Consider the following 21183-nt stretch of genomic DNA (forward strand, 5'->3'; position numbering starts at 1 on the left):
GGACGGCGGCTGCCGTGCTCAGGCAGCCGGGTTGAGTTCGGTACCCGTCTGGAGCTGGATGAGGTCGGTCGGGGTGACCACCTCCCACGGCTCGCCGACGGTGACCTCCTCGCCGGGCCGGTCGAGGGCGTCGCCGATCAGATCGTCGATCGGCGGGTAGGGGTTGTGTCCGCCGCGCCACGGCTGCGGGGTCAGCGCCGGAACTTCCGACGTGGCGAGGTACCGGCCGATGACGTGCTCGTACCCGGCGCGCACCGGCACCATCACCCGGACGGCGCCGGCCTGCAGGAACACCTGGTGCAGCGGGTCGGAGCTGGTCCGGGTTCGCAGTGTGGCCCAGCGGTCCCGGCCGGCCCACTGGTACGAGTAGCACAGGTAGCTGATCTTGTCCCACTCGAACAGGTCTTCGCAGAACTGGATGTGGTCGGCCTCGGCGACGAGCTCCAGCCGGTCGATCCGCGGCGCCTCGTCGGCCGGGAAGTCGAGCGAGCCGTACAGGTCGAACTCCTGCCCGGTCAGCAGGGACTGGCAGGCGCGCTTCAGCTCCAACTGCTCGACCAGCCGCAGAGCCGAAGCCGGCTGGTCGGCCCGGTAGGCGTTCCGGGCCTGCCGGCGGGCCTGGTCGTTGTCGTAGGCGGTGCGCTGGGCGAGGTACCCGGCCCGGATCGCCTCCCAGGCGCGTAGCTGCCACGCGGTATACGCGGCGGTGGTGCGCTCGCAGCGCACCCGCACCACGACGGTGAGCCCGCCGCGTTGGTCGGCGCTGATCCCGATCGGTACCGGCCCGGGGATCACGTGGTCGAGCGGGACGACGTGCTCGCCGTCGTCGGTGTCGTTGTCGACGATCCGGTCCTCGCCGATGGCGATCTGCACGGCCTGCGGCGGGCTGCCCTCCTCGGCGCTGTACTCGCCCTCCTCCAGCGACCAGGTGACCGTCACGTACGCCTCGGTGGCCGCGTACCCGGCCGGCACGGCGACCTCACCGGTGTACGAGGTGTACCCCCACTCCGGCTGCGACTTGTCGGTGGAGTTCTTGCTGTACTCGAACGGCCGGGCGGCCGGGTCGAGGAACGTGGCGGTCGCGAAGATCTCGAAGTCCGGCGGCGGCTCGACGCCGAAGATGTCCCAGCGGGCGGCCTTGTCGGCGTAGTTGTCGTCGTGGAGATCACCCACCTCCAGGAACCAGCCCGGCGGCTCCGGTACGGCGCCCAGGCTGCTGGTCTGCTCCGCCTGCTCGGCGAGCCACACCAGGGTCCCGGCCGGCTCCGGAACGATGAACTCCAGGATCAGCCGCTCGCCGTAGTTGTACACCTGCGCCCGGTCGACCTTGTTCAGCCACCGGTAGATCCCGGCGATGTTCGTCACGCCGTCGGCGTTGTCGAACCGGTGCTCGTTGGTCTCGGTGACCCGGGTTCTGCTGGTGGTGGTGCGGCGCTGCGAGGTCTCGGTGCGCAGCAGCTCCGAGGCGCTCTCGGCGAGCGTCTTGGCGTACGAGACGGCCGAACTCATGCTGGTCTCGGTGGTGTTGGAGCGGTCGGCGTTGACCTCGATACCGGCCTGGATCGGCCCGAACCCGCCGGAGACGCTGACCCCGAGCGAGGTCGAGGTCTGCTGGGTCGCCGCCGTCTGCAGCGCCCGATCCAGGCTGTTCTGCTCGGTGGACTCCATCTCCTCGGTGGACTCGGCGATCGTCTGGCTGGCGGTGGTGACGGTCTCCTTGGTGCTGGCGTCGACCGTGTGCACCCGCCCCCGGACCTCGCTGGCCAGCACGTTCTCGACGTGCGAGATGTCGGCCGCCTCGTAGCGCAGGTGCGTCGTGCGGATCAGCATGAGGTCGCCGCGGCCGGCGACGCGGGCGTACGCGTCGAACACCGGCACCTTCGGCGGCAGGTAGGGGACGGTGTTGCCGTTGCCGGGAATCGGATTGCCGGGGCTCGGGTCGACGTCCGGGATGCCGGTGGCGGTCCGGGCCGAGGCGCGGCGGCGGGCGTCGTCGCGCTCGGCGTCGAAGACCCGCTGCAGCCCGCGCAGCGTGGTGGCGGGTGGCGCGCCCAGCTCGTCGGCGGCCTGCGCGGTGGCCTCGATTGCCGCGCCGAGGTCGGGGAAGCCGTCGGCCTGCAGGTCCCGCAGCGTCGGGTTGGGCCGGCCGGTCACCCGGGCGCGGGCCAGCAGCCGCCGCACGGTACCGCCGAGTTCGGCGAACCGGTCGGCGCGCTCGGCGTTCGGGTCGGCCGGCCGCTGCGGCGACGCCGGAGGATCGGGCAGCACCAGGTCCCGCCCGCCGAGCAGGGCGCGCACCAGACACGCCTCCTGCGCCGCCGAGCGGGCCAGCCGCAGCAGCGTCACGCCACGCAGTACCCGGACCAGCGTGTCGGCCAAGGGCTGCTTGCGAAGCCGTAGGAACCGGCCGAGCACGAGCACGTCGACGGCCCAGGCGGTCAGCCGGGCGACCGCGGTGCGCAGCTGCTCCCCGCCGATGTCCCGCTGGGCCGCCCAGCCGGTGAGGGCCTCCCGCAGTTGCCCGACGGTGAGCCGGGCGTCGACTCCGGCGCGGCGCAGCAGCAGCAGGGCGAGCCGGGCGGTCTCGTCCAGCAGCTCGTCGTGCTGCGCCAGCAGTGCCTCGAGGAGCTGCTGGGCGGCGTCGCGGTCACCGGAGGTGATCGCGTCCCGGACCGGTCCGCTCCAGTCGTCGCGGAAGTCGACGAGCGGACCGGTGGTCTTCGGGCCGGTGGTGCAGGCGTCCTCGTCCGGCCCGCCGACGCGGCGTAGCTGGACGAAACGCACGGTGGCTTGTGCCGGTGTGGTCATCGGATCGTCCTCTCCACCCGGCGGGGTGGTCCCGCCGGAGACTTGCGATCAGATCGTGGGCAGTAGCAGAGCCTTCGGCATGCCGTACGCGATGAGCTGGGCGTTCAGCCGCCTGACGAGGTCGTTCCAGTCGGCCTGGGCGCCCGTGGTGGCCCGCAGGGCGGCCTGCCACTCGTGCTCCTGCAGGGCGGCGGTCAGCTCGGCGAGGGTGTGCTGGTCGAAGGCGACGATCGGCTCCTCCGCCCGGGCCAGGTCGCCGAGCGAGAACGCGCTGAGCGGGTCACCGCTCTTCGAGGCGTAGTCCGCGGCCCGCGCCGCCAGGTCGTACTCCTCGGCCGCGGCGATGGTGGCCACCGCCCGGTTGCCGTACCGGTCGACACGGGTCGCGCCGCCGAACATCCGTCCGGCGACCAGATCGGTGCGGGCGTGCGCGTACGGCGAGAGCAGCTGCAGGTTGCCCGGCTCGGACGCGCCGGTGAGCATGGACAGTCGGCTGCTCCAGAAGTCCTCGGCCTCGGGCAGCTGATCGCCCAGCCGCCGAACCCAGCGCTGCATCTCCCGGATGAACCGTTGCGGCCTGGCGTGCTCCCACTCGTACACCACGTCCCGGACGTCGATCGCGTGCGGCAGGCCGAGCGCCATCTCGAACAGCTCGTCGCGGGAGAACCGGTAGTAGGGGTCCCGGCCGTAGCGGGTGCTCAGATTGGACGGGTCGCCGGTGCGCCGGGCCGCGTCCGAGCCGTGGGACTTCCACAGCCGCCGAAGGCCCGCTTCGTCCGCGTCGAGGATCGCGTCGTCGCCGAGCCGGGCGGCCAGCTCCCAGCGGGCCTGCGACCGCGCGCGCGGCCGGGGCGGGCCGCCGAGGATCTGGAACCGGTACGCCGGCCCTTCGCCGGTCGAGATCATGTGCGCGATCTGCACCTCGGACATCAGCAGGTCGGGGTCGTAGTCCCAGCCGTGTAGCACGTCCCTGCTCTCCAGCCCCAGCTCGTTGAAGAGCTCCTTGCCACGGGCGGTGAGGGAGATGTCCCGGCCCCACGCTCGGCCGGCCATCACCGTGCCGATCGCGCGGTGGCCGCGCGCGGTGACCACGCTGCCGTAGGCCGGGTAGCGCAGGTCGCTTCCCACGACGATCGGCGCGTTCATCGGCAGGACGTTGAGGTTCTCCGGCAGCTCGACGTGCAAGCCGGTCTGGTAACGGTAGGCAGCGTAGGCGACGCCCCCGTCGAACGGGGTGGGGACGGCGCGGAACTCGCGGTACACGTCCTGCAGCGCCCGAACGTACCGGGCGGCGTCGGTGGTGCGCAGCATCGTGGCCGAGGCATGGCCGAGCAGATCGTCGATGACACCACGGAACAGCGAGTCGAATCCGCCGCCGGCCAGGTACTCCAGCAGGGTCAGGTTGGGGTCCGCCTCCCGGGCGGCGACGAACCCGTTCTGCAGGTACCCGGAGCGCAACGCGATGCCGGAGCGGTCGATCAGCTCGGTCGGGTCGCGAACGAACGCGGGCAACGGTGGCGGTGCGCCGTCCGGCATGCCGGACGGGAACTGCCGGGTGAGGCGCTGCTCCGGGATGAGCAGGCCCAACTCCTCGAGCATCGACATCGGCCGGGTCATCGGGCCGCCTCGGGGAGCGTGTCGACGAGCGCCTCGGCGACGCGCGCGTCCACCGGCTGGACGGCCGCGGCGGCGCCCCGCAGGCGGTACAGCGGGGTGTCGCCCAGGGTGAGCACGCGCCGCGCCGTCGTCAGCAGCGTCCCGCCGACCCGTTCGGCGATGTCGGGCAGCAGCACCCCGCCCAGCGTGAGGGCCGCCTCCAGGCCGGTCATCGGCTCGCCGTACAGGTTCCGGCCGGTGAGCACGTAGGCGGCGACGCTGCCGAGGTCCTCCAGGTCGTACATGTTCTGCACGATGGGGATCGGCACGAGCTGGCCGAGTGTGTGGATCACGTGGACGATCTCGGCGAGCGTCGCCGGCCGGTCGGGCAGCACCGCCTCCGGCACCAGCGTCTCGTCGGTGATCTCCAGCGGTACGTCGTCGAAGTACTTCTCCTCCCGCGCCCGGTACTCGACGATGCCGCTGATCGCGTCCGGCCCCTCGGCCGCGGCGTTGCCGACGGGCAGGTCCAGGAAGACCTCTACCCCGGGGGTGTGCACGACGGAGAGCCGGAATGCCGCCCGGCCCTGCTCGGCGGGGACCGGCCGGTCGGTCGGCTCGCCGTCGGCGTCGAGGTGGTCGAGGCGGTACGCGAAGCGGTCTTCGGCGCTGGCCGGATCGACCCGGATCCGGATCGGCAGCGGCGTGGTGTCCGGCAGCCCGCCCAGCCACTGCACGTACGAGTCGTACATGTCCTTGGCCAGGGCGAACAGGGCGGCGTCGAGGATCGTCGCGGCCGTGACATACCAGGCCGGCTGCCACGACCGTTGCACGCTCGGCGCGCTGCGCTGGTCGGGCTTCACCAGCAGCAGATCGATCCCGTCGGCGCGGACCTGGTGCGTGGCGGTCGCCAGCGGGCCTCCGCCGAGGTCGAAGCCCGCAAGGCCCTCGAAGCCCGCAAAGCCGCCCGCGTCGGGTTCGCCGCCGCCGGCGTCGGGTCCGGCGCTGGCCGCGGCGCGCATCGCCACGGCACCGGCGACCAGGTCCGCCTCGGCGGCCGGGACGGTACGCAGCGGTTCGCCGAGCGGCGGCACCGTGCCGGGGTGGCGGTGGCGTTCGAACTCGAACGACAGGGCCTGGTCGCAGGTGGTCGGCCCGTCGCCGATCACGTACGCCGCGCGCAGCGTCGTCAGCGCGGCGGTGCTGAGCAGCGGCCGGGCGGAGTAGGCGACGCCGGGCGCCGCCGCCAGCCGCAGCCGCAGCGCGCTCCAGTGCACCAGCGGCGTGGATCCGGCCCGCGCCTCCTCGATCAGGAACCCTCGTGCGGGCCTGAACGCGTACCCGAAGGGCAGCGGCCGGTACGCGACGGCCTCGCCGGCAACGGTGACGCTGCGGTACGCGCCGTCGATCGGGTTCTCGACGGTCAGTTCGAACACCAACGGCTGGGCCGAGTCCAGGTCGGTAACGAGGATCTCCGGCGGGTCCGGGCGCCGGTCGGCGTGCGCCGCGGTGGCCGCCTCGTAGCACCAGCCGGGCAGGTAGCTGACGGTCAGCGTGGTGGCGTCCCGGAACTGGACGTGCAGTACGTTGCCCATCACGTCGATGCACACGAAGACCGGGTCGGCCGGGGCGCCGCGGTACACCTCCAGCCACCGGCCGTCGCCGGCGGGCCGGGCGTCGAGCGTCAGCCAGGCGTCCTCCAGCACGCCGCGCAACGGTCTGGCCGCCTCATCGGCGGCCGAGAGCGCGCCGCTCTGCCCTGTTGCCATGGCGGCAGGCTAGTGGCACGCGTCACACCGGGACTGTCAGCCATCGGCCATCGACGTGAAGGCGTCAGGACGGTGAGACTCGCTGCCGATTCCCGGATGACCACGAAGGCGGTTGCCGCACTAGGCTGACCGCCGTGCAGTTCGGGGTGCTCGGGCCGCTCGCCGTGGCCACCGACGACGGCGAGCCGGTGGTGGTGCCCGGCGCGAAGGTGCGGGCGTTGTTGGCCGACCTGCTGGCCAACCGCAACCAGGTCGTCTCGGCGGACCGCCTCGTCGACGACCTGTGGGGTGCGGAATCCCCCGCCAACCCCCTGGGCGCCCTTCAGGTGCGGGTGTCCCAGTTGCGCAAGGCGCTCAACGACGCCGAGCCGGGCGCCCGCGAGTTGGTCGAGTCCCGGCCCCCCGGCTACCTGCTGCGCACCGCCACCGTCGACGCCGACAGGTTCGCCGAGTTGGCCCGCAGCAACGACGCCGACCGGTTGACCGAGGCGCTCGGGCTGTGGCGCGGCGAGGCGTACGCCGATGTGGCCGACGCCGAGTTCGTCCGCGCCGAGGCGACCCGTCTCACCGAGCAGCGCCTCGCCGTGCACGAACGGCTGGCCGAGGCCCGACTGGCCCGTGGTGAACACGACCTGGTCGCGGCCGACCTCGCCGAGTTGGTCGCCCGGCATCCGCTGCGCGAGGGTCTGCGGGCCGTGCAGCTCCGCGCGCTGTACGCGGCCGGCCGCCAGTCCGAGGCGTTGGACAGCTACGCCGACCTGCGCGAGCGGCTCGCCGAGGAGTTGGGCCTCGACCCGGGACCGGAGCTGGTCGCCCTGCACCGCCGGATCCTCGACCAGGACGCCGGCCTGAGCGCACCGCCGAAGGCCGCGCTCATCCGCAACAGCCTGCCGGCCCAACTCGACGAACTGGTCGGCAGGGCCGAGGCGCTGGCCGAGCTGCGGGCGCTGCTGCCCCGGCAACGGCTCGTCACACTTGTCGGGCCGGGTGGGGTCGGCAAGACCCGACTGGCCACCGAGACCGCGCGCACCCAGTCCTTTCCGGACGGCGTCCAACTTGTGGAGCTGGCCCCGCTGTCGGCCGGCGAGCCGCGCGTCGCCGAGCAGGTGCTCGCGGTGCTGGGTGCCCACGAGGTCGCCGGCACGAGCCTGTCGGCCAGCGACCGCCTGGTCACGGCCCTGCGACACCGGCACCTGCTCCTCGTACTTGACAACTGCGAACACGTGATCGAGCCGGCCGCCGACCTGGTCGCCCGACTGCTGCGCGACGTGCCCGGGGTGAGCGTGCTGGCCACCAGCAGGGAGCCGCTCGGGTTGACCGGCGAGCTGCTCTGGGACGTACCCCCGCTGCCCGTGCCGGCCGACGGTGACCTGGACGCGGTCCGGCGCTCGGCGGCGGCCCGGTTGTTCGCCGCCCGCGCCGCCGCGCAACAGCGCGGCTTCCGGCTCGACGAGCAGACCGCGCCGGCGGTGGCGCAGCTCTGCCGCCGCCTCGACGGGTTGCCGCTGGCCCTGGAGTTGGCCGCGACCCGGGTCCGCGCCCTCGGTGTGCGGGGTGTGGTGGACCGGCTCGACGACCGTTTCCGGTTGCTCACCACCGCGCAACGGGACGTGCCGACCCGGCAGCGGACACTCACCGCGGTGATCGGCTGGAGCTGGGACCTCCTCGACCCGGCCGACCGGGAGGTGCTGGCCCGGTTGGCGGTGTTCCCCGACGGCTGCACCCCGGAGGCCGCCGAGCACGTCTGCCGCACCGACCTGGACACCCTCGCCCGGCTGGTGGACCGGTCGCTCGTGGTGCTCGACGACTCCGGCGCCGAGCCGCGCTACCGGCTGCTCGAATCGGTGGCCGCGTTCGGCCTGGGCCGGCTGACCGACGCCGACGAGGTACGCGCGCGACACGCCACCTACTTCACGGAGCTGGCCGAACGCGCCGACCCCGAGCTGCGCGGCGCCGACCAGCAGCGGTGGCTGGCGCTGCTGGACGCGGAGACGGCGAACCTGCGGTCGGCGCTCGTCAACGGTGGCGGGCTGCGGTTGGCCGTCGCGCTGAGCTGGTACTGGTATCTGCGCGGCCGGCTCACCGAGGCGCGGCAGGCCCTGGCCGTGCCCGGTGACCCGGGACAGGAGACCCGCGCGGCGCCCTGGCGGGTCGGCTTCGCCCTGTCGCAGGGCGAGGCGGTCGCACCTGACGACGTACGCGCCGCGGTGGCTGTCGACCCGGACGGCCACGCCGCCTGGTTCGCGGCCAACTCCGTGATCGAGCACGGCGACCTGGCCCTGGCCGCGGAGCTGCTGCCCACGAACGTCGTCGACGCCTGGACCGAGGCGGCGGTGCTCACCTCCCGGGCACACCTCGCGCACGCCAACGGTGACCAGGCCACCCTGGAGCGCACCGCGACCCGCAGCGCGGCGATCTTCGCCGACCTCGGCGACCGGTGGGGACGGCTTCGGGCGACCGAGTGGGTGGGTGGGCTCGCCGACATGCGCGGCGAGCACGAGCGCGCCGTCGCGCTGCACCGGGAGGGGCTGCGCTGGGCCGAGGAGTTGGCGCTCTGGCCGCAGGTCTGCGCGGAACTGTCCTGGTTGGCCTGGCTCGCCGTGCAGACCCGCGACTACTCCCAGGGCCGGGAACTCGCCGAACGCGCGTACGACCTGGCGGTGGAGCAGGGCTCTCCCGGTGCGCTGATCTTCGCGGAGATGAGCCTCGGGTTGGCCGCCCGCCGCGACGGCAAGCTCGACCTGGCCGTCACCCACCTCACCCGTCTCGCCGACCTGGGCCGGGGCGAGAGCCAACCCGCGCTCTATCTGCCGATGGTCCTGGTGGAGCTGGGCTACGCGGTCGAGCAGGGTGGCGACCCGGACGCGGCGTTGCCCCTGCACGTCGAGGCGTTCGAGGCCGCCGAGGCGATGGCGACGATGCGTGACGCGGTCGGCCCGCTGGAGGGAATGGCGTCGGCGGTGCGCTCCCCCGAGGTGGCCGCCCGACTGCTGGGCGCCGCGGCCGCCGCCCGACTCGCCACGCGGTCCCCCGCCGCGCCGGCCGAACGCGACGACACCGACCGGACGACCGCGCGACTGCGGGCCGAACTCGGGCCGGAACGGTTCGACGCGCTGCTCGCCGAGGGCGCGAAGCTGAGCCCGGGCGAGGCCCGGGCTCAGCTCTGACCGACGCTCAGGCGGTCGCTTTCGGCGCGTACGAGGCGACGATCACGCCGCTCTTGTGCACCCGGGTGTCGACCAGGTCGAACGAGGCCTTGAAATCGGTGAGCGCCGCCGTCACGCTGGCGCCACCCTGCAGCACGGGGTGGATCCAGAACCGGACCTCGTCCACCAGGCCCGCCTTGATCAGTTCGGCGGTGACCGAACCGAAGCCGTACTGGATGATGTTCTTGCCCTCCTGGGCCTTGAGCGCGGTGACCGCCTCGACCAGGTCGCCCTGGAGCACCTCGGTGTTCTTCCAGGTGGGGTCGGTCAGGGTGGTCGAGGCGACGTACTTCTTGACGTTGTTGAAGAACGCCGCGCCCGTGGTCGGGTCGCTCTCGTCCATGTTCGGCCAGGCGGCGGAGAAGCCGTCGTAGGTGGCCCGACCCATCAGCATCGCGTCGGCCTCGGCGGTCTGCGCCCCGGCGAGGCTGGCGGCCTCCTCGTCGAAGTACGGCATGGTCCACATCGGGTTCTCGATGACGCCGTCGAGGGTGAGGTAGGTCGAGTTGATGAGCTTGCGCATCGGAATCTCCTGGGTTTTCGTCGTGTTCTCCGGTGACACCCAGAACTCTGCCGGCCCCCACTTACGGTTCGCTTCAGACGCCCTTACCGTCGCCCGGGGCCGGGTCGGTCAGGGGGATGGGCAGCGCCTGCGCGGCCGCCGTGCCACCGCCCGTCGAGTGCGCCGGCGCGGGGAGGTCCCCGGTGCGGCTGTGCAACCGCCCGTGCCCGGCGGGCCCGGCCCGCCGGGTCACCTCGACGGTCACCATCCGCACCGGTGGCGGCGGCGCGGTGAACCGCCCGACACCCCACCGCACCCAGAGTGGGATGCGACCGGCGTCCGCCTCGGCACGCAGCTTCTGCACCGTACGGGCCCGGTCGGTGTGGTCGACCTCCACCACGACCGGCGGGCCGTCCGGGCGGGCACACGCCACGTCGAGGACCGAGTGCCGCTGCTCCATCGGCGGTGGCAACGGCAACACGCTCGGCGCCCGCCGGTAGACCCGCCAGCCCTGCGCCTCGGCCCACCGCACCACCGCGTCGATCACCCGGGCGGTGACCGCGTCGGTGTCCAGGTCGACGAAGGTCAGCTCGGCCAACCAGCGACCCAGGTCCGCGGCCAAATGCTCGCCCTGCGTCGTGACCTCCACCGGCGCAGGATAACGCCTCAGCCGACGGTGGCCACGGTCGCGGCGAGGTGCCGGGTCAGCCAGGCGGTGGTGGCCGTACGGGCCGCCTCCTGGTTGGCCCGCGCCAGGAAGTCGTGCCCCTCGCCGGTGAGCACCAGGTGCCCGTGCGGCACGTCCCGGGCGGCGAGGGCCCGCGCCACCTGCGCCGACTCGCCGGCCGGCACGTTCGTGTCGTTCGCGCCGTGGATGAGCAGCACCGGTACGTCCAGCCGGTCGATGTGGGTCAGCGGCGACAGGTCACGCAGCAGCTCCGCGTCCCGCTGCGGGTCGCCGTACTTGCTGACGGCGGCGGCGGCGATCCACGGCTCGGTGCCGGCGTAGAAGGTGTGGAAGTCGGAGATGCCGCACTCGGCGACCCCGGCGGCGAACAGCCCGGGGAAGTTCACGAGCACCGCGAGGACGAGGTAACCGCCGTAGGAACGGCCCAGACAGCCGAGCTGACCGGGCCGGACGACACCGGCGTCGACGAGGTACTCGGCGCAGGCCGCGACGTCGGCGATCGCACCGTAGCGGCCGGCGAGGTTGTCGGCGGCGACGAAGGAGCGGCCGAACCCGGAAGACCCGCGGACGTTCGGCGCGAACACCGCGACACCCTGCGCCACGAGGGCCTGGAACAGCGGGTTGTAGCCGGGGCGTTCCTGCGCCTCCGGGCCGCCGTGCAGGCTGATCGCGGTCGGCCAGGGGCCCGGCCCGGCCGGGCGGTAGAGCCAGCCGGACAGCGGCAACCCGTCCGGGGCGCGCAGGTCGACAAGTTGGGGCGCGACGCCGCCGGTCGTGGCGGTGGCCGTGGTGCCCGGTCGCAGCGGGCGCAGCCCGCCGGTCGGTGGGTCGACGAGCCAGACCTCCCGGGGCTGCACCGGCCCCTGCGCGGTCAGGCAGAGCAGGTCGCCACCGGCGGCGAAGACGGCGTCGTCGCACACCTCCCCGGGGGCGGTGACGACCCGCTGCACGCCGTCGGTGAGGTCGAGCAGGCTCAGCTCGCTGCGCCCGCCGTAGGTGTTCCACAGCAGCGCGGCGCGACGCCCGTCCGCGCTCGGCGCCACCTGCTCCAATTCGGCGTCCGGTCGCCCGGCGAGCCGCGTCGGCGTCCGCTCCGGTCGGCTCAGGTCGACACGTACCAGCGCGGCCAACTCCGAGAACGCGTCGGTGCGGGCCAGCACCGTCGTGCCGTCCGGGCCGAACCAGCCCTGGTCGGTGCTGCCCCGGCCGGTGTCCGGCAACAACCGCCGCCGTTCGCCCGTCGCCACGTCGAGCAGTTCCAGCCACCGGGCGTTGCGGGGGCCCCGGCGCAGCAGCGCCGCGCCGGCGTCCGGGGTCACGTCCAGGAGCGTGAGCAGATCACCCTCGGCGAGGACCCGCCGGTGCCCGGTGCCCGCGTCGACCAGGACGGCCCGGCCCTGCTCGTCGGTCTCGGTGACCATCAGGACCGCGCCGTCGGGCAGCCAACCGGCCAGCGCGGCGCTGCGCCTGCCGAACCCGGCGACCTGCCGGCGTCGTGAGCCGTCCGGGCGCAGCACCCACAGCTCGGTGCGGGGCGCGCCACCGGGGGCGACGACGCAGGCCAGCCACCGCCCGTCCGGGGACCAGCTCAGCGCCAGCACCGGCTCGTCGCCGGTGGGCAGCGCGACGGCCTCGGCGGCGTCGATGTCGCGAACCCAGACGCGCGGGCTGCCGCCCTGATCGGAGAGGTACGCCACCCGGCGGCCGTCCGGCGACGGCGCCGGACGGTAGTCCTCGCCCACGGGCACCGGCAGCGCCGGCCGAGGGCTGGCGGGTCGGGTCCGCAGGACGGTACGCGGCACCTCGGTCCGAACGATCATCTAAACCCCGATCCGCTGCAACCAGAGCTCCAGCAGCCCGAGCTGCCAGAGCGCGTTGGAGCCCAGCGTGGTCCGCCGGGCGTTTGGCGCGTCCAGCAACTCCTCCAGGTAGTCCTTGCGGAACAGGCCCCGCTCGCGCGCCGGCTGGGCGGTCAGCGCGTCCCGGACGTCGTCGAGCAGTGGGCCGGAGAGGTGCCGGATGGCGGGCACCGGGAAGTAGCCCTTCGGCCGGTCGATCACCTCGTCCGGGACGATGCCCCGGCTCGCCGCCTTGAGCACGCCCTTGCCACCCTGGGCCAGCTTCAGCGCGGGTGGGCAGGCGGCGGCCAGCTCGACCACCTCGTGGTCGAGGAACGGCACGCGGGCCTCCAGCCCCCAGGCCATCGTCATGTTGTCGACCCGTTTGACCGGGTCGTCGACGAGCATCACCAGGCTGTCCTGGCGCAGCGCCGCGTCCAGCGCGGTGTCCGCGCCGGGCGCGCCGAAGTGGGCGGCGACGAACTCCAGGCTGGCGTCGTGGTCGAGCATCCACTCGGGCGCCAGGTGCCCGGCGAGCGCGTCGTGCCGACGGTCGAAGAACACCCGGGCGTACGCCTCGACGGCGTCCGCGCGGGCCACGTTCGCCATCGGCGGGTACCAGTCGTAGCCGGCCAGGATCTCGTCGGCGCCCTGCCCGGACTGCACCACCGTGATGCGCTGCGAGACCTCCTCGGAGAGCAGGTGGAACGCGACGCAGTCGTGGCTGACCATCGGCTCGCTCATGGCCGCGATGGCGTCGTGCACGGCGGGGACGAACCGGCTGGCGCCGATGCGGATCTGCTGGTGGTCGGTGTCGAAGTGGCGGGCCACCAGGTCGGAGTAGTGGAACTCGTCGCCGCTCTCCCCCGCCGCCGCCTCGAACCCGATGCTGAAGGTGGCCAACCCGGTCTGGCCCTGCTCGGCCAGCAGCGCGACGATCAGGCTGGAGTCGAGCCCGCCGGAGAGCAACACCCCGACCGGCACGTCGGCGACCATCCGTCGGCGTACGGCGGTGCGCAACGCCGCCATGAGTCGCTCCTGCCACTCCTCGGCGGACATCGGGTCGGCCGCGGCACGGTTGAACTCCGGCTGCCAGTAGAGCGTGTCGGTGCTCCGGCCGTCCGCGGTGATCACCCGTACGGTGGCCGGTGGGAGCTTGCGGACCCCGGCGAGGATCGTGCGCGGCGGGGGCACCACCGAGTGGAAGGTCATGTAGTGGTGCAGGGCCACCGGGTCGAGGTCGGTGTCCACGTCACCGGCGGCGAGCAGCGCCGGCAGGGTCGAGGCGAAGCGGACCCGGCCCGGCCCCTCGGCCAGGTAGAGCGGCTTGATGCCGAGCCGGTCACGGGCCAGCACGAGGGTGTGCGTGGCCAGCTCGACCAGGGCGAACGCGAACATCCCGAAGAACCGTTCGACGCAGGCCGTCCCCCACCTGTGGTACGCCTTGAGGATCACCTCGGTGTCGGAGGTCGACCGGAAGGAGTAGCCGAGGCCGATCAGCTCGTCGCGCAGCTCCCGGTAGTTGTAGATGCAGCCGTTGAAGACCATCGCCAGGCCCAGCTCGGGGTCGACCATCGGCTGGGCGCCGGCGTCGGAGAGGTCGATGATGCGCAACCGGCGGTGCACCAGGGCCACCGGGCCGTGCTGCCACCGCCCCTCACCGTCCGGGCCTCGGGCGTTCAGGGCGGGGAGCATCCGCTCGACGGCGGCCAGGTCCGATGGCGCCCCGTCGAGGCGTAACTCGCCTCCGATACCGCACATGGCACTCACCTCTCATCGGCTCGGATCCGCTCGGGCCGCTGACCGGTCCAGGTTTGGCGGGCCGGGTTGCGTACCGATGACGGAAAGGTCAACCGTGCGTTACACCGAATTCTGCTCGGTTCCACCGAGCAGCCAGGTGTCCTTCGACCCACCGCCTCGCGACGAGTTGACGATCATGCTGCCGGCGGGCGCCACCCGGGTCAGCGCCACCGGCGCGACCTCGGCCCGCTCGCCGAGGAACACGAAGGCCCGCAGGTCGACGTGGCGGGGGGCGAGAGCCGTGCCGTCGAAGACCGGGTGCGTGGTGAGCGAGACCATCTCCTGGGCGATCCACCGGTGCGGGGCGGCGAGGATCTGCTCCCGGACGGCGTCCAGCTCCTCCGCCTCGGCCCGCGGGCCAATCACCACGCGGTCGCCGCCGTACCCGTCGACGGGCTTGAGCACCAACTCGTCGAGCCGGTCCAGCACCTCGGCCCGCTGCTCGGGCAGCCCGCACAGGTACGTCGGCACATCCCCCAGCAGGGGCTTCTCGCCCAGGTAGTACTCGATGAGTCGGGGCACGTACGCGTACAGCGCCTTGTCGTCGCCGACGCCGTTGCCCAGCGCGTTGGCGAGCGTAAGCCGCCCGGCGTGCACCGCGGCGAGCAACGGCCAGCCCAGCGGCACCCCGTCGGCGCCGGGCGCGTGCAACAGCGCCTCCTCGTCCATCCGCAGGTAGATCACGTCGACCCGGCTGCGGGTGCCGGCACGGACCAGCCAGACCCGCCCCTCCTCCACCAGCAGGTCGCTGGTCTCGGTCAGCGGCACGGCCATCTCGTCGGCGAGCAACCGGTGCTCGAACCACGCCGGGTCACCCGGGCCGGTGCTGAGCACCACCACGGCGGGATCGTCGGCGGCGGCGGCGGGCGCGGCGGCGATCAGCGCCCGGTACAGCATCGCCGGCGTCTCGTCGGCGGGCAGCAGGTCGTCGGGCACCGGCAGCTCCGGGAGCACCGCCTGGGTCAGCCGGCGGTTCTGCACCGCGTAGCCGATCCCGGAGGGCACCCGCAGGTTGTCCTCCAGGACGTACCAGCCGCCGTCCGGGTCCCGGACGAGGTCGGTCCCGGACACCTGGGCGCGGGTGCCGCGCCGGCCCATCAGCGCGCCGGTCGGGCGCAGCCCGGGTGAGGACTCCACCACCCACGCCGGCACCACACCGTCGGCCACCACGGCCCGGTCGCCGTAGACGTCCCGCAGGAAGGCGTCCAGGGCGTGGGCGCGCTGCACCAGGCCGGTGCGCAGGGTCCGCCAGTCGGCCGCCGGCACCACGCGGGGCACCAGGTCGACAGGGAAGAGCCGGGTGCTCGCCTCACCGGCCACGCTGAACGTCACGCCCCGCGCGCGCTGCTCCTCGTCCCGGTCGTGCTCGCGTTGCCGGAGGGCGCCGGCACCGAGGTGGCGCAGGGTCGCCAGGATCGGGACGTACGCCGGCTCCGGTCCGGCCGGTCCGAAGACCTCGTCGCCGGCATCGGCGTACGTGGGCAACGCCGGCGGTGTGTGCGCGCCCGGCAGCGCCTCGCGGACCCGACCCCGGGTCTCGTCGAGGAGCAGGTCCACGACGTCGGCCAGCCGGCCACGACGCTCGTACGCCCGGCGCTGCCGCGCGGCGGAGCTGCCGCGCTCCAGGGCGTGCCGGGTCAGCTCCCGGATCTGCTCCCAGTCACCTGTCGCCTCCAACTGGGGGCGCAGGTCGGTCACCAGACGGCGGACCGCCTCGGCGGCCGGTACCGGCCGGGCCGAGCGGGGCAGGTCGAGCAGGTCGCCCTCCAGCCCGGAGCGGGCCGCCCGCCACACGGCGGCGCGCAGCACCGGGGGCCGCACGGCGGTGCGCTCCACCCCGGCGCGCAGGGCGGCGACCTCCCGCCGGACCAACCCCCGGAACAGCCCGGTGAGCAGGACGATGGTCTCCACGTCGGCGTTGGCGTCGGTGATCCGCAGTTCCACTGTGGGCACGTGCGCCGACGGCCGGACATCGAAGTAGATCATGGCAGGGTCGGTGATCGTGCCGGACGAGATCAGCTCGGCCACCAGCGCCTCATGATCTGCCGCGCTGGTCACCTCGCCCGGGTCGCCGGCCGTGGGCCAGCGCTGCCAGACCAGGGACCGGACGCTCGCGTAGCCGCTGTCCTGACCCATCCAGTACGGCGAGCTCGTCGACAGGGCGAGCAGCACCGGCAGCCACGGCTGCACCCGACGGGTGACCGCGACGGCCAGGTCCCGGTCGGACACCCCGACGTGCACCTGCGCACCGCAGATGAGCTGCTCCCGCGCGAGCAGTTGGTACTCGTCGAGCATGCGTCGGTAACGGGAGGTGGGGGTGACGCTCGGGTCGCCGTCGGCGCGCAACGGCACCGTGCCGGCCGCCACGATGCCCAGCCCGGCCCGGTCGGCGACCTGGACGGCAAGCTGGCGCAGCCGGGTCAGCTCGGCGCGGATCTCGTCCAGGGTGCGGCAGACCGCGGTGTTGGTCTCCACCACGCTGCGGTGCAACTCCGCGGTGAACGAGTCGGCCGGCAGCCGGTCGAGCAACTCCCCCGCCCGGGGCACCAGCTCCCGGGTGTGCAGGTCGACGACGTGGAACTCCTCCTCCACACCGATCGTGGCGAGATCCGCCGGGTCGCCGTCGTCGATTGTCGCGGCCGGGTTGGCGCGCGGCGTGGGCACTGCCCGGCCGTTGCCGGACCGGCTGATCGGCCCGTCGAACGTCGGCGCGTTCGTGGTGTTGTCGGCCATGGTCACCCCGGTTCACGTGTCGGTGGTCGTGGCTGTCCGACGAGCGTTCCCAGGTTTGGTACCGGGCGTGTTTCCGGTGCGTTAAGGTGGCGGACCGTTCTGCGGGCACCCCGGCGACGCGCGGCGGGAGCAGGCGCTTGACAGGCATCGACGAGGTCGGGGTGTCCCACGTGCCCGGACACCCCGACCTCGTCGACCTGAACGGGAACTACCTCATGTTGGCCACCACGAACGGCGCGTGGCCGTGCAGGTAGTTGCTCCACCCGCCGGTCACCGGCGCGCCGGGGCTGAGCAGGTTCGTGGTGTCGGTGCCGACGTCGAGCTTCCACGCCGTCCAGGAGATGCCGTTCGCCCTCATCCAGTCGATCCAGGACTGCGCCTCCGGCAGGCAGGACCGGCCGTCGAGGCCGCCGTCGGCGTTGCTGGCGCCCCACTCGGTGACGAAGAGCGCGAGTCCGGCACGGATCGCGGCGTCAGCCTTGGCCCGCAGCGACGCGCCGTGGGTGCACGAGTAGAAGTGCAGGGTGTACATGAGGTTGGTGCCGGTCACCGGGCTGGCCGCCGCCACGTCCACGTCCTGCGACCAGGTCGGGGTGCCGAGCACGACGATGTTGTCCGGGTCGACGGCGCGGATCGCGGAGACCACCGCCTGGTGGTACGGCTTGATGACGCTTGTCCAGCTCACCTGCAACGGCTCGTTGTACGGCTCCCAGATGACGTTGGGCAGGTGGCCGTAGCGGCGGGCCAGGTCACCGAAGAACGCCACTGCCTGGGACCTGTTGTTCTGCGCCTCGTGCGCGTGCCAGTCGACGATCACGTACACGCCGGCGGTGACCGCGTTGTTGATGATGGTCTCCACCTGCGCCCGCGCCCTGTTCGGGTCACTCAGGTACGCCCCGGCCGGCTCCACGCCCATGGCCGCGCGGATCACCTGGAGGTTCCAGTTGTCCCGCATCCAGGTGAGCGCGGAGAGGTTCTCGGCGTACGGGGCGGTCTCCCAGTTGAGCCACATGCTGCTGATGCCGCGCAACTGCACCCGCGCGCCGGACCTGTCGCACATCGTCGTGCCGCAGACCCGGAGTTGCCCGTGCCGCTCGACGGGCGTGCCGGTGCTCGGGGGCGGGGTGGTCGGGGGCGGGGTGGTCGGGGGCGGGGTGGTCGGCGGTGGAGTCGTGGGGGGCGGGGTGGTCGGCGGAGGTGTCGTCGGCGGTGTGCCGCCGGTGCAGGACACGCTGTCGCCGTTGACCGTGCAGTTCACCGGGGTGCCCGACCCGTTGACGAGGAAACCGAACGAGGTCGACGCGCCGGCGCCGAGCGTCCCGTTCCACGACACGTTGCTGAAGGCATAGTGGCTGCCGGAGGTCGTCTGCTGCGCGTTCCACGACTGGCTGATGCTCGTGCCGGCCGGCAGGTCGAACTCGACGCGCCAACCGCTGATCTGGGTGGAGGTGTTGTTGGTGACGGTGACCTGCCCCTGGTAGCCACTGCCCCAGGTGTTGGTCACGGAGAACACGGCGGTCGCCGCGCTGGCCGGTGTGGCGAGCGTCGCCACCGCACCGGCGAGCAGGCCGGCGACGGCCAGAGTCGTGACAAGTCTCAGTGCGCGCATGCTGAACCCGCTTCGGTCGATCGACGGTGATGGCCTGGGGCGGGGCGGCGCCTGCGGCAGACAATATCGATCATCCACTATGCATTTCAAGGTCGGCCCGCCGATTTTCCCGCTGACCGGGCGTCGGCCGCGCTGACCGGGCGTCGGCCGTGGGCGGCCGCTCGTCGGACTCAGTGTGGCCCGATGGTCACCACCCGCGCCCACTCCGGTGGGGTGTCCGGAACGCGGTCCACGTCCTCGCTCCACGACGCCCGGCTGCGGGAAAAGAGGCCCACGACCGTGCGCGCCACCGGACGGGCGCTCGGCCAGGGCGTCTGCCCGTCGGTGAGCGCCACGATGACGTCCGGCCGCACCCGCTGCGCACGGGCGAAGCCGGCCCGCAGATCCGTGCCTCCACCGCCGATCAGCGGGATCTCCTCCGCACGACACAGCGTATGCACGACTCGTGCTGCCGCATCGCACGGCAACACGCTGACCAGATCACGTCGACCGCCCAGGGCCCGGGATATCGCCGCCACCTCGAGCAGCGCGCTGCCCAGCTCGGCGTCGCTGACCGACCCGGACGTGTCGACGATGACGCAGACCGTCGGAGGTCGGCGGCGCAGGCTGGGCAGAATCACCCCTGGCACGCCCTGGGATCGCCGGGACGGCCGGCCGTAGGTGTGGTCCGTACCGGTCCCGGCCGCCACCGCCGCCGAGCGGACCGCCGCACCCAGCAGGTCACGCCACGGCTGCGGTGGGTGGAACGCCTGCTCCGCCCACCGTCGCCACCCCTGGGGCACGGATCCCGGGTGGCCGGTGATGCCCTCCGCCACCCGGAACCGGACCGCGTCGCGTTCCTGCTCGCTGAGGCCGTCCGCGCCGTCCGGTCCCAGGTCCCACCCCCGCTCCAACCCGTCCGCGCCACTGCCGCAGTCCAACCAGACCAAACCCTGGGTACGCGGACCCAGCCCGAACTGACGCAGGTAGTCCTCCATCAACTCCCCGGGGGCGAGCCCCAACGACGCCGGCTCGACGGCGCCCTCGGGCATCGTCAGCCCGTCCCCGAAGACGTCGTCGTTGATCTCGCAGTCCGCGGCGATGTTCATGCGCAGCCGCTCCCCCGGACCGTTCAGCCCTCGATCCCGGGCGACCCGGTCACCGCGGCCATGGTGGTCGCGCAGCAGATGCGACACCTCGTGCACCCACACCCCGGCGAGTTCCTCGAGCGGGGTGCGGTCCACGAACGTCGGCGAGACGTAGCAGCGCCAGTGCCGGTCCACCGCCATCGTCGGCACCTGCCTCGACTCCACCGGGTGCAGGGCGAACAACGCGGTCGCCAGGTAGGGGCGCACCTTGGCGGCGTACAGGCGGGCGGCGTACAGCTTGTCGACGTCCCACGTCGTCGAGGCCCCCGCGTTCATCGTCGAGCCCCGGCGGCGGCCGCGATCCGGGTCGCCGCCTCGTCGGCTCGCCGGGACAGCGACACCACCCCGGCGAGGCCTTCGATCATGGCGGGCACGTCCCAGTCCTCGCGGCGCAGGCTGGCGAGAGTGGTCGCGGGGACCACCACCAGATCCGGAGCGCCCGTCTCCACGGCCCGCGCCAACAACACCCACGCCGCGTCCCACCGGGACCGCTCCGGGCGGTTGCGGACCGCCGCCACCACGGCGTCCAACACGGCCTGCCGCAGGTCACCCCGGTCGGGCAGCGCCGCCGCAGCCGGGTCAGCCAACAGGTCTTCGGGGTCGGGCAGGTCCATCCGATCCATGCTGGCCAGCAGCTCCAGCCCGGGGCCGTCGCCGACCGTGCCCCGGACCAGCAGCGACAGCACCTCACGGGAGACACCCGCCGCCGTCGCGAAGGCGGTCAGGCGCAGCGCCATCTCCCAACTCCGGGGCGACGGCCACGGCCCACCACGGGCGGCGTCGGTGGTGGGCAGCCGGTGCACGAGATCCGGACGGACGGACAGCAGACCACACACCGCCCGGCGGGCGAAGGCGACGGCCTCCGGCAGCAGGTCCGGGTCGAGCCGGGGCAGCGCCGCACGCGGCCAGGTGCCGCCAAGTCCGCGTACGACGACCTCGTGGTCGTGTATCCACTGGAGGTGGACGAAGCGGTTGGCCAGGGGCGGAGTCAGCTCCCATCCATCGGCAGCCGACGATCGTGGATTGGCCGCGGCGACGATCCGTACGCCGGGTGGCAGCCGCAGGGCGCCGACGCGGCGCTCCAGGACGAGGCGCAGCAGGGCGGCCTGGACGGCGGGTGGCGCGGTGGACAACTCGTCGAGGAACAGCAGGCCGCGACCCGCCCGGACCAGGCGGACCGCCCAGTCCGGCGGGGCCATCGGGACACCCTGGGTCGCCGGGTCGTCGCCGACGATCGGCAGTCCGGAGAAGTCGGACGGTTCGTGGACGCTGGCGACGACAGTCGTCAGTGGCAGGTCCAGGGTTGCGGCCAGGTGGGTCAGGGCCGCCGTCTTGCCGATGCCGGGCGCCCCCCAGAGGAGGACGGGCAGGTCGGCCGCCACGGTCAGGGTCAGGGCCGACAACTGGGTGTCGGTGCGGGGTTCGGTGGTGGTCGCGCCGAGCAGGGCGAGCAGGTCGTCGGCGACATCGAGCTGAGGACTGGACGTGGGCATGGTCATCACCTTTG

The 21183-nt window shown here is 73.2% G+C and carries 12 protein-coding genes; 1 reads left to right on the forward strand and 11 read right to left on the reverse strand.

Annotated features, from left to right (window positions below):
• Positions 1 to 18: 18 nt before the first annotated feature.
• The 3 genes from ACGFH8_RS25175 to ACGFH8_RS25185 are packed head-to-tail and all read right to left on the reverse strand — an operon-like array spanning position 19 to position 6173.
• Entirely contained in the window at positions 19 to 2808 is a 2790-nt protein-coding gene (locus ACGFH8_RS25175) for a hypothetical protein (RefSeq protein WP_393371373.1), read from the reverse strand.
• A 48-nt stretch (positions 2809 to 2856) separates the two neighbouring features.
• Positions 2857 to 4425, reverse strand: a complete 1569-nt coding sequence (locus ACGFH8_RS25180) for a hypothetical protein (RefSeq protein WP_393371376.1) — start codon at positions 4423 to 4425, stop codon at positions 2857 to 2859.
• Positions 4422 to 6173, reverse strand: a complete 1752-nt coding sequence (locus tag ACGFH8_RS25185; protein ID WP_393371378.1) for a hypothetical protein — start codon at positions 6171 to 6173, stop codon at positions 4422 to 4424. The genes ACGFH8_RS25180 and ACGFH8_RS25185 overlap by 4 nt, the downstream gene beginning before the upstream one ends.
• 134 nt (positions 6174 to 6307) lie before the next feature.
• On the opposite strand from ACGFH8_RS25185, the gene ACGFH8_RS25190 reads away from it, so the two are divergent.
• Entirely contained in the window at positions 6308 to 9340 is a 3033-nt protein-coding gene (locus ACGFH8_RS25190) for a BTAD domain-containing putative transcriptional regulator (protein ID WP_393371381.1), read from the forward strand.
• Positions 9341 to 9347: 7 nt separating this feature from the next.
• Here ACGFH8_RS25190 and ACGFH8_RS25195 read toward each other — a convergent pair whose 3' ends face one another.
• The 8 genes from ACGFH8_RS25195 to ACGFH8_RS25230 all read right to left on the reverse strand — a co-directional run bounded on the left by ACGFH8_RS25195 (position 9348) and on the right by ACGFH8_RS25230 (position 21175).
• Positions 9348 to 9902, reverse strand: coding sequence for a dihydrofolate reductase family protein (locus ACGFH8_RS25195; protein ID WP_393371384.1), 555 nt, complete (start codon positions 9900 to 9902; stop codon positions 9348 to 9350).
• 73 nt (positions 9903 to 9975) lie between these two features.
• Complete coding sequence (locus ACGFH8_RS25200) at positions 9976 to 10530, reverse strand: hypothetical protein (protein WP_393371387.1); 555 nt, start codon at positions 10528 to 10530, stop codon at positions 9976 to 9978.
• Positions 10531 to 10547: 17 nt separating this feature from the next.
• Positions 10548 to 12389 (reverse strand): S9 family peptidase, encoded by a 1842-nt coding sequence (locus ACGFH8_RS25205; RefSeq protein WP_393371390.1) that lies wholly within the window; start codon positions 12387 to 12389, stop codon positions 10548 to 10550.
• Positions 12390 to 14168: an N-acetylglutaminylglutamine amidotransferase gene (locus ACGFH8_RS25210; RefSeq protein ID WP_393371392.1), complete on the reverse strand. Its 1779-nt coding sequence runs from the start codon at positions 14166 to 14168 to the stop codon at positions 12390 to 12392. It lies immediately after the preceding gene.
• A 99-nt stretch (positions 14169 to 14267) separates the two neighbouring features.
• Positions 14268 to 16940 carry a glutamate--cysteine ligase gene (locus ACGFH8_RS25215; protein ID WP_393371395.1) on the reverse strand — a complete coding sequence of 891 codons (2673 nt, stop codon included), beginning with the start codon at positions 16938 to 16940 and terminating at the stop codon, positions 14268 to 14270.
• Positions 16941 to 17148: 208 nt separating this feature from the next.
• Positions 17149 to 18549: a cellulase family glycosylhydrolase gene (locus ACGFH8_RS25220; RefSeq protein ID WP_393371398.1), complete on the reverse strand. Its 1401-nt coding sequence runs from the start codon at positions 18547 to 18549 to the stop codon at positions 17149 to 17151.
• Positions 18550 to 18719: 170 nt separating this feature from the next.
• Entirely contained in the window at positions 18720 to 19952 is a 1233-nt protein-coding gene (locus ACGFH8_RS25225) for a VWA-like domain-containing protein (RefSeq protein ID WP_393371401.1), read from the reverse strand.
• Complete coding sequence (locus tag ACGFH8_RS25230; RefSeq protein WP_393371404.1) at positions 19949 to 21175, reverse strand: AAA family ATPase; 1227 nt, start codon at positions 21173 to 21175, stop codon at positions 19949 to 19951. Before ACGFH8_RS25230 ends, ACGFH8_RS25225 begins: the two co-directional genes overlap by 4 nt.
• Between the last annotated feature and the right edge of the window lie 8 nt (positions 21176 to 21183).

This window comes from Micromonospora sp. NPDC049175, from assembly GCF_043197345.1.
Lineage (GTDB): Bacteria > Actinomycetota > Actinomycetes > Mycobacteriales > Micromonosporaceae > Micromonospora.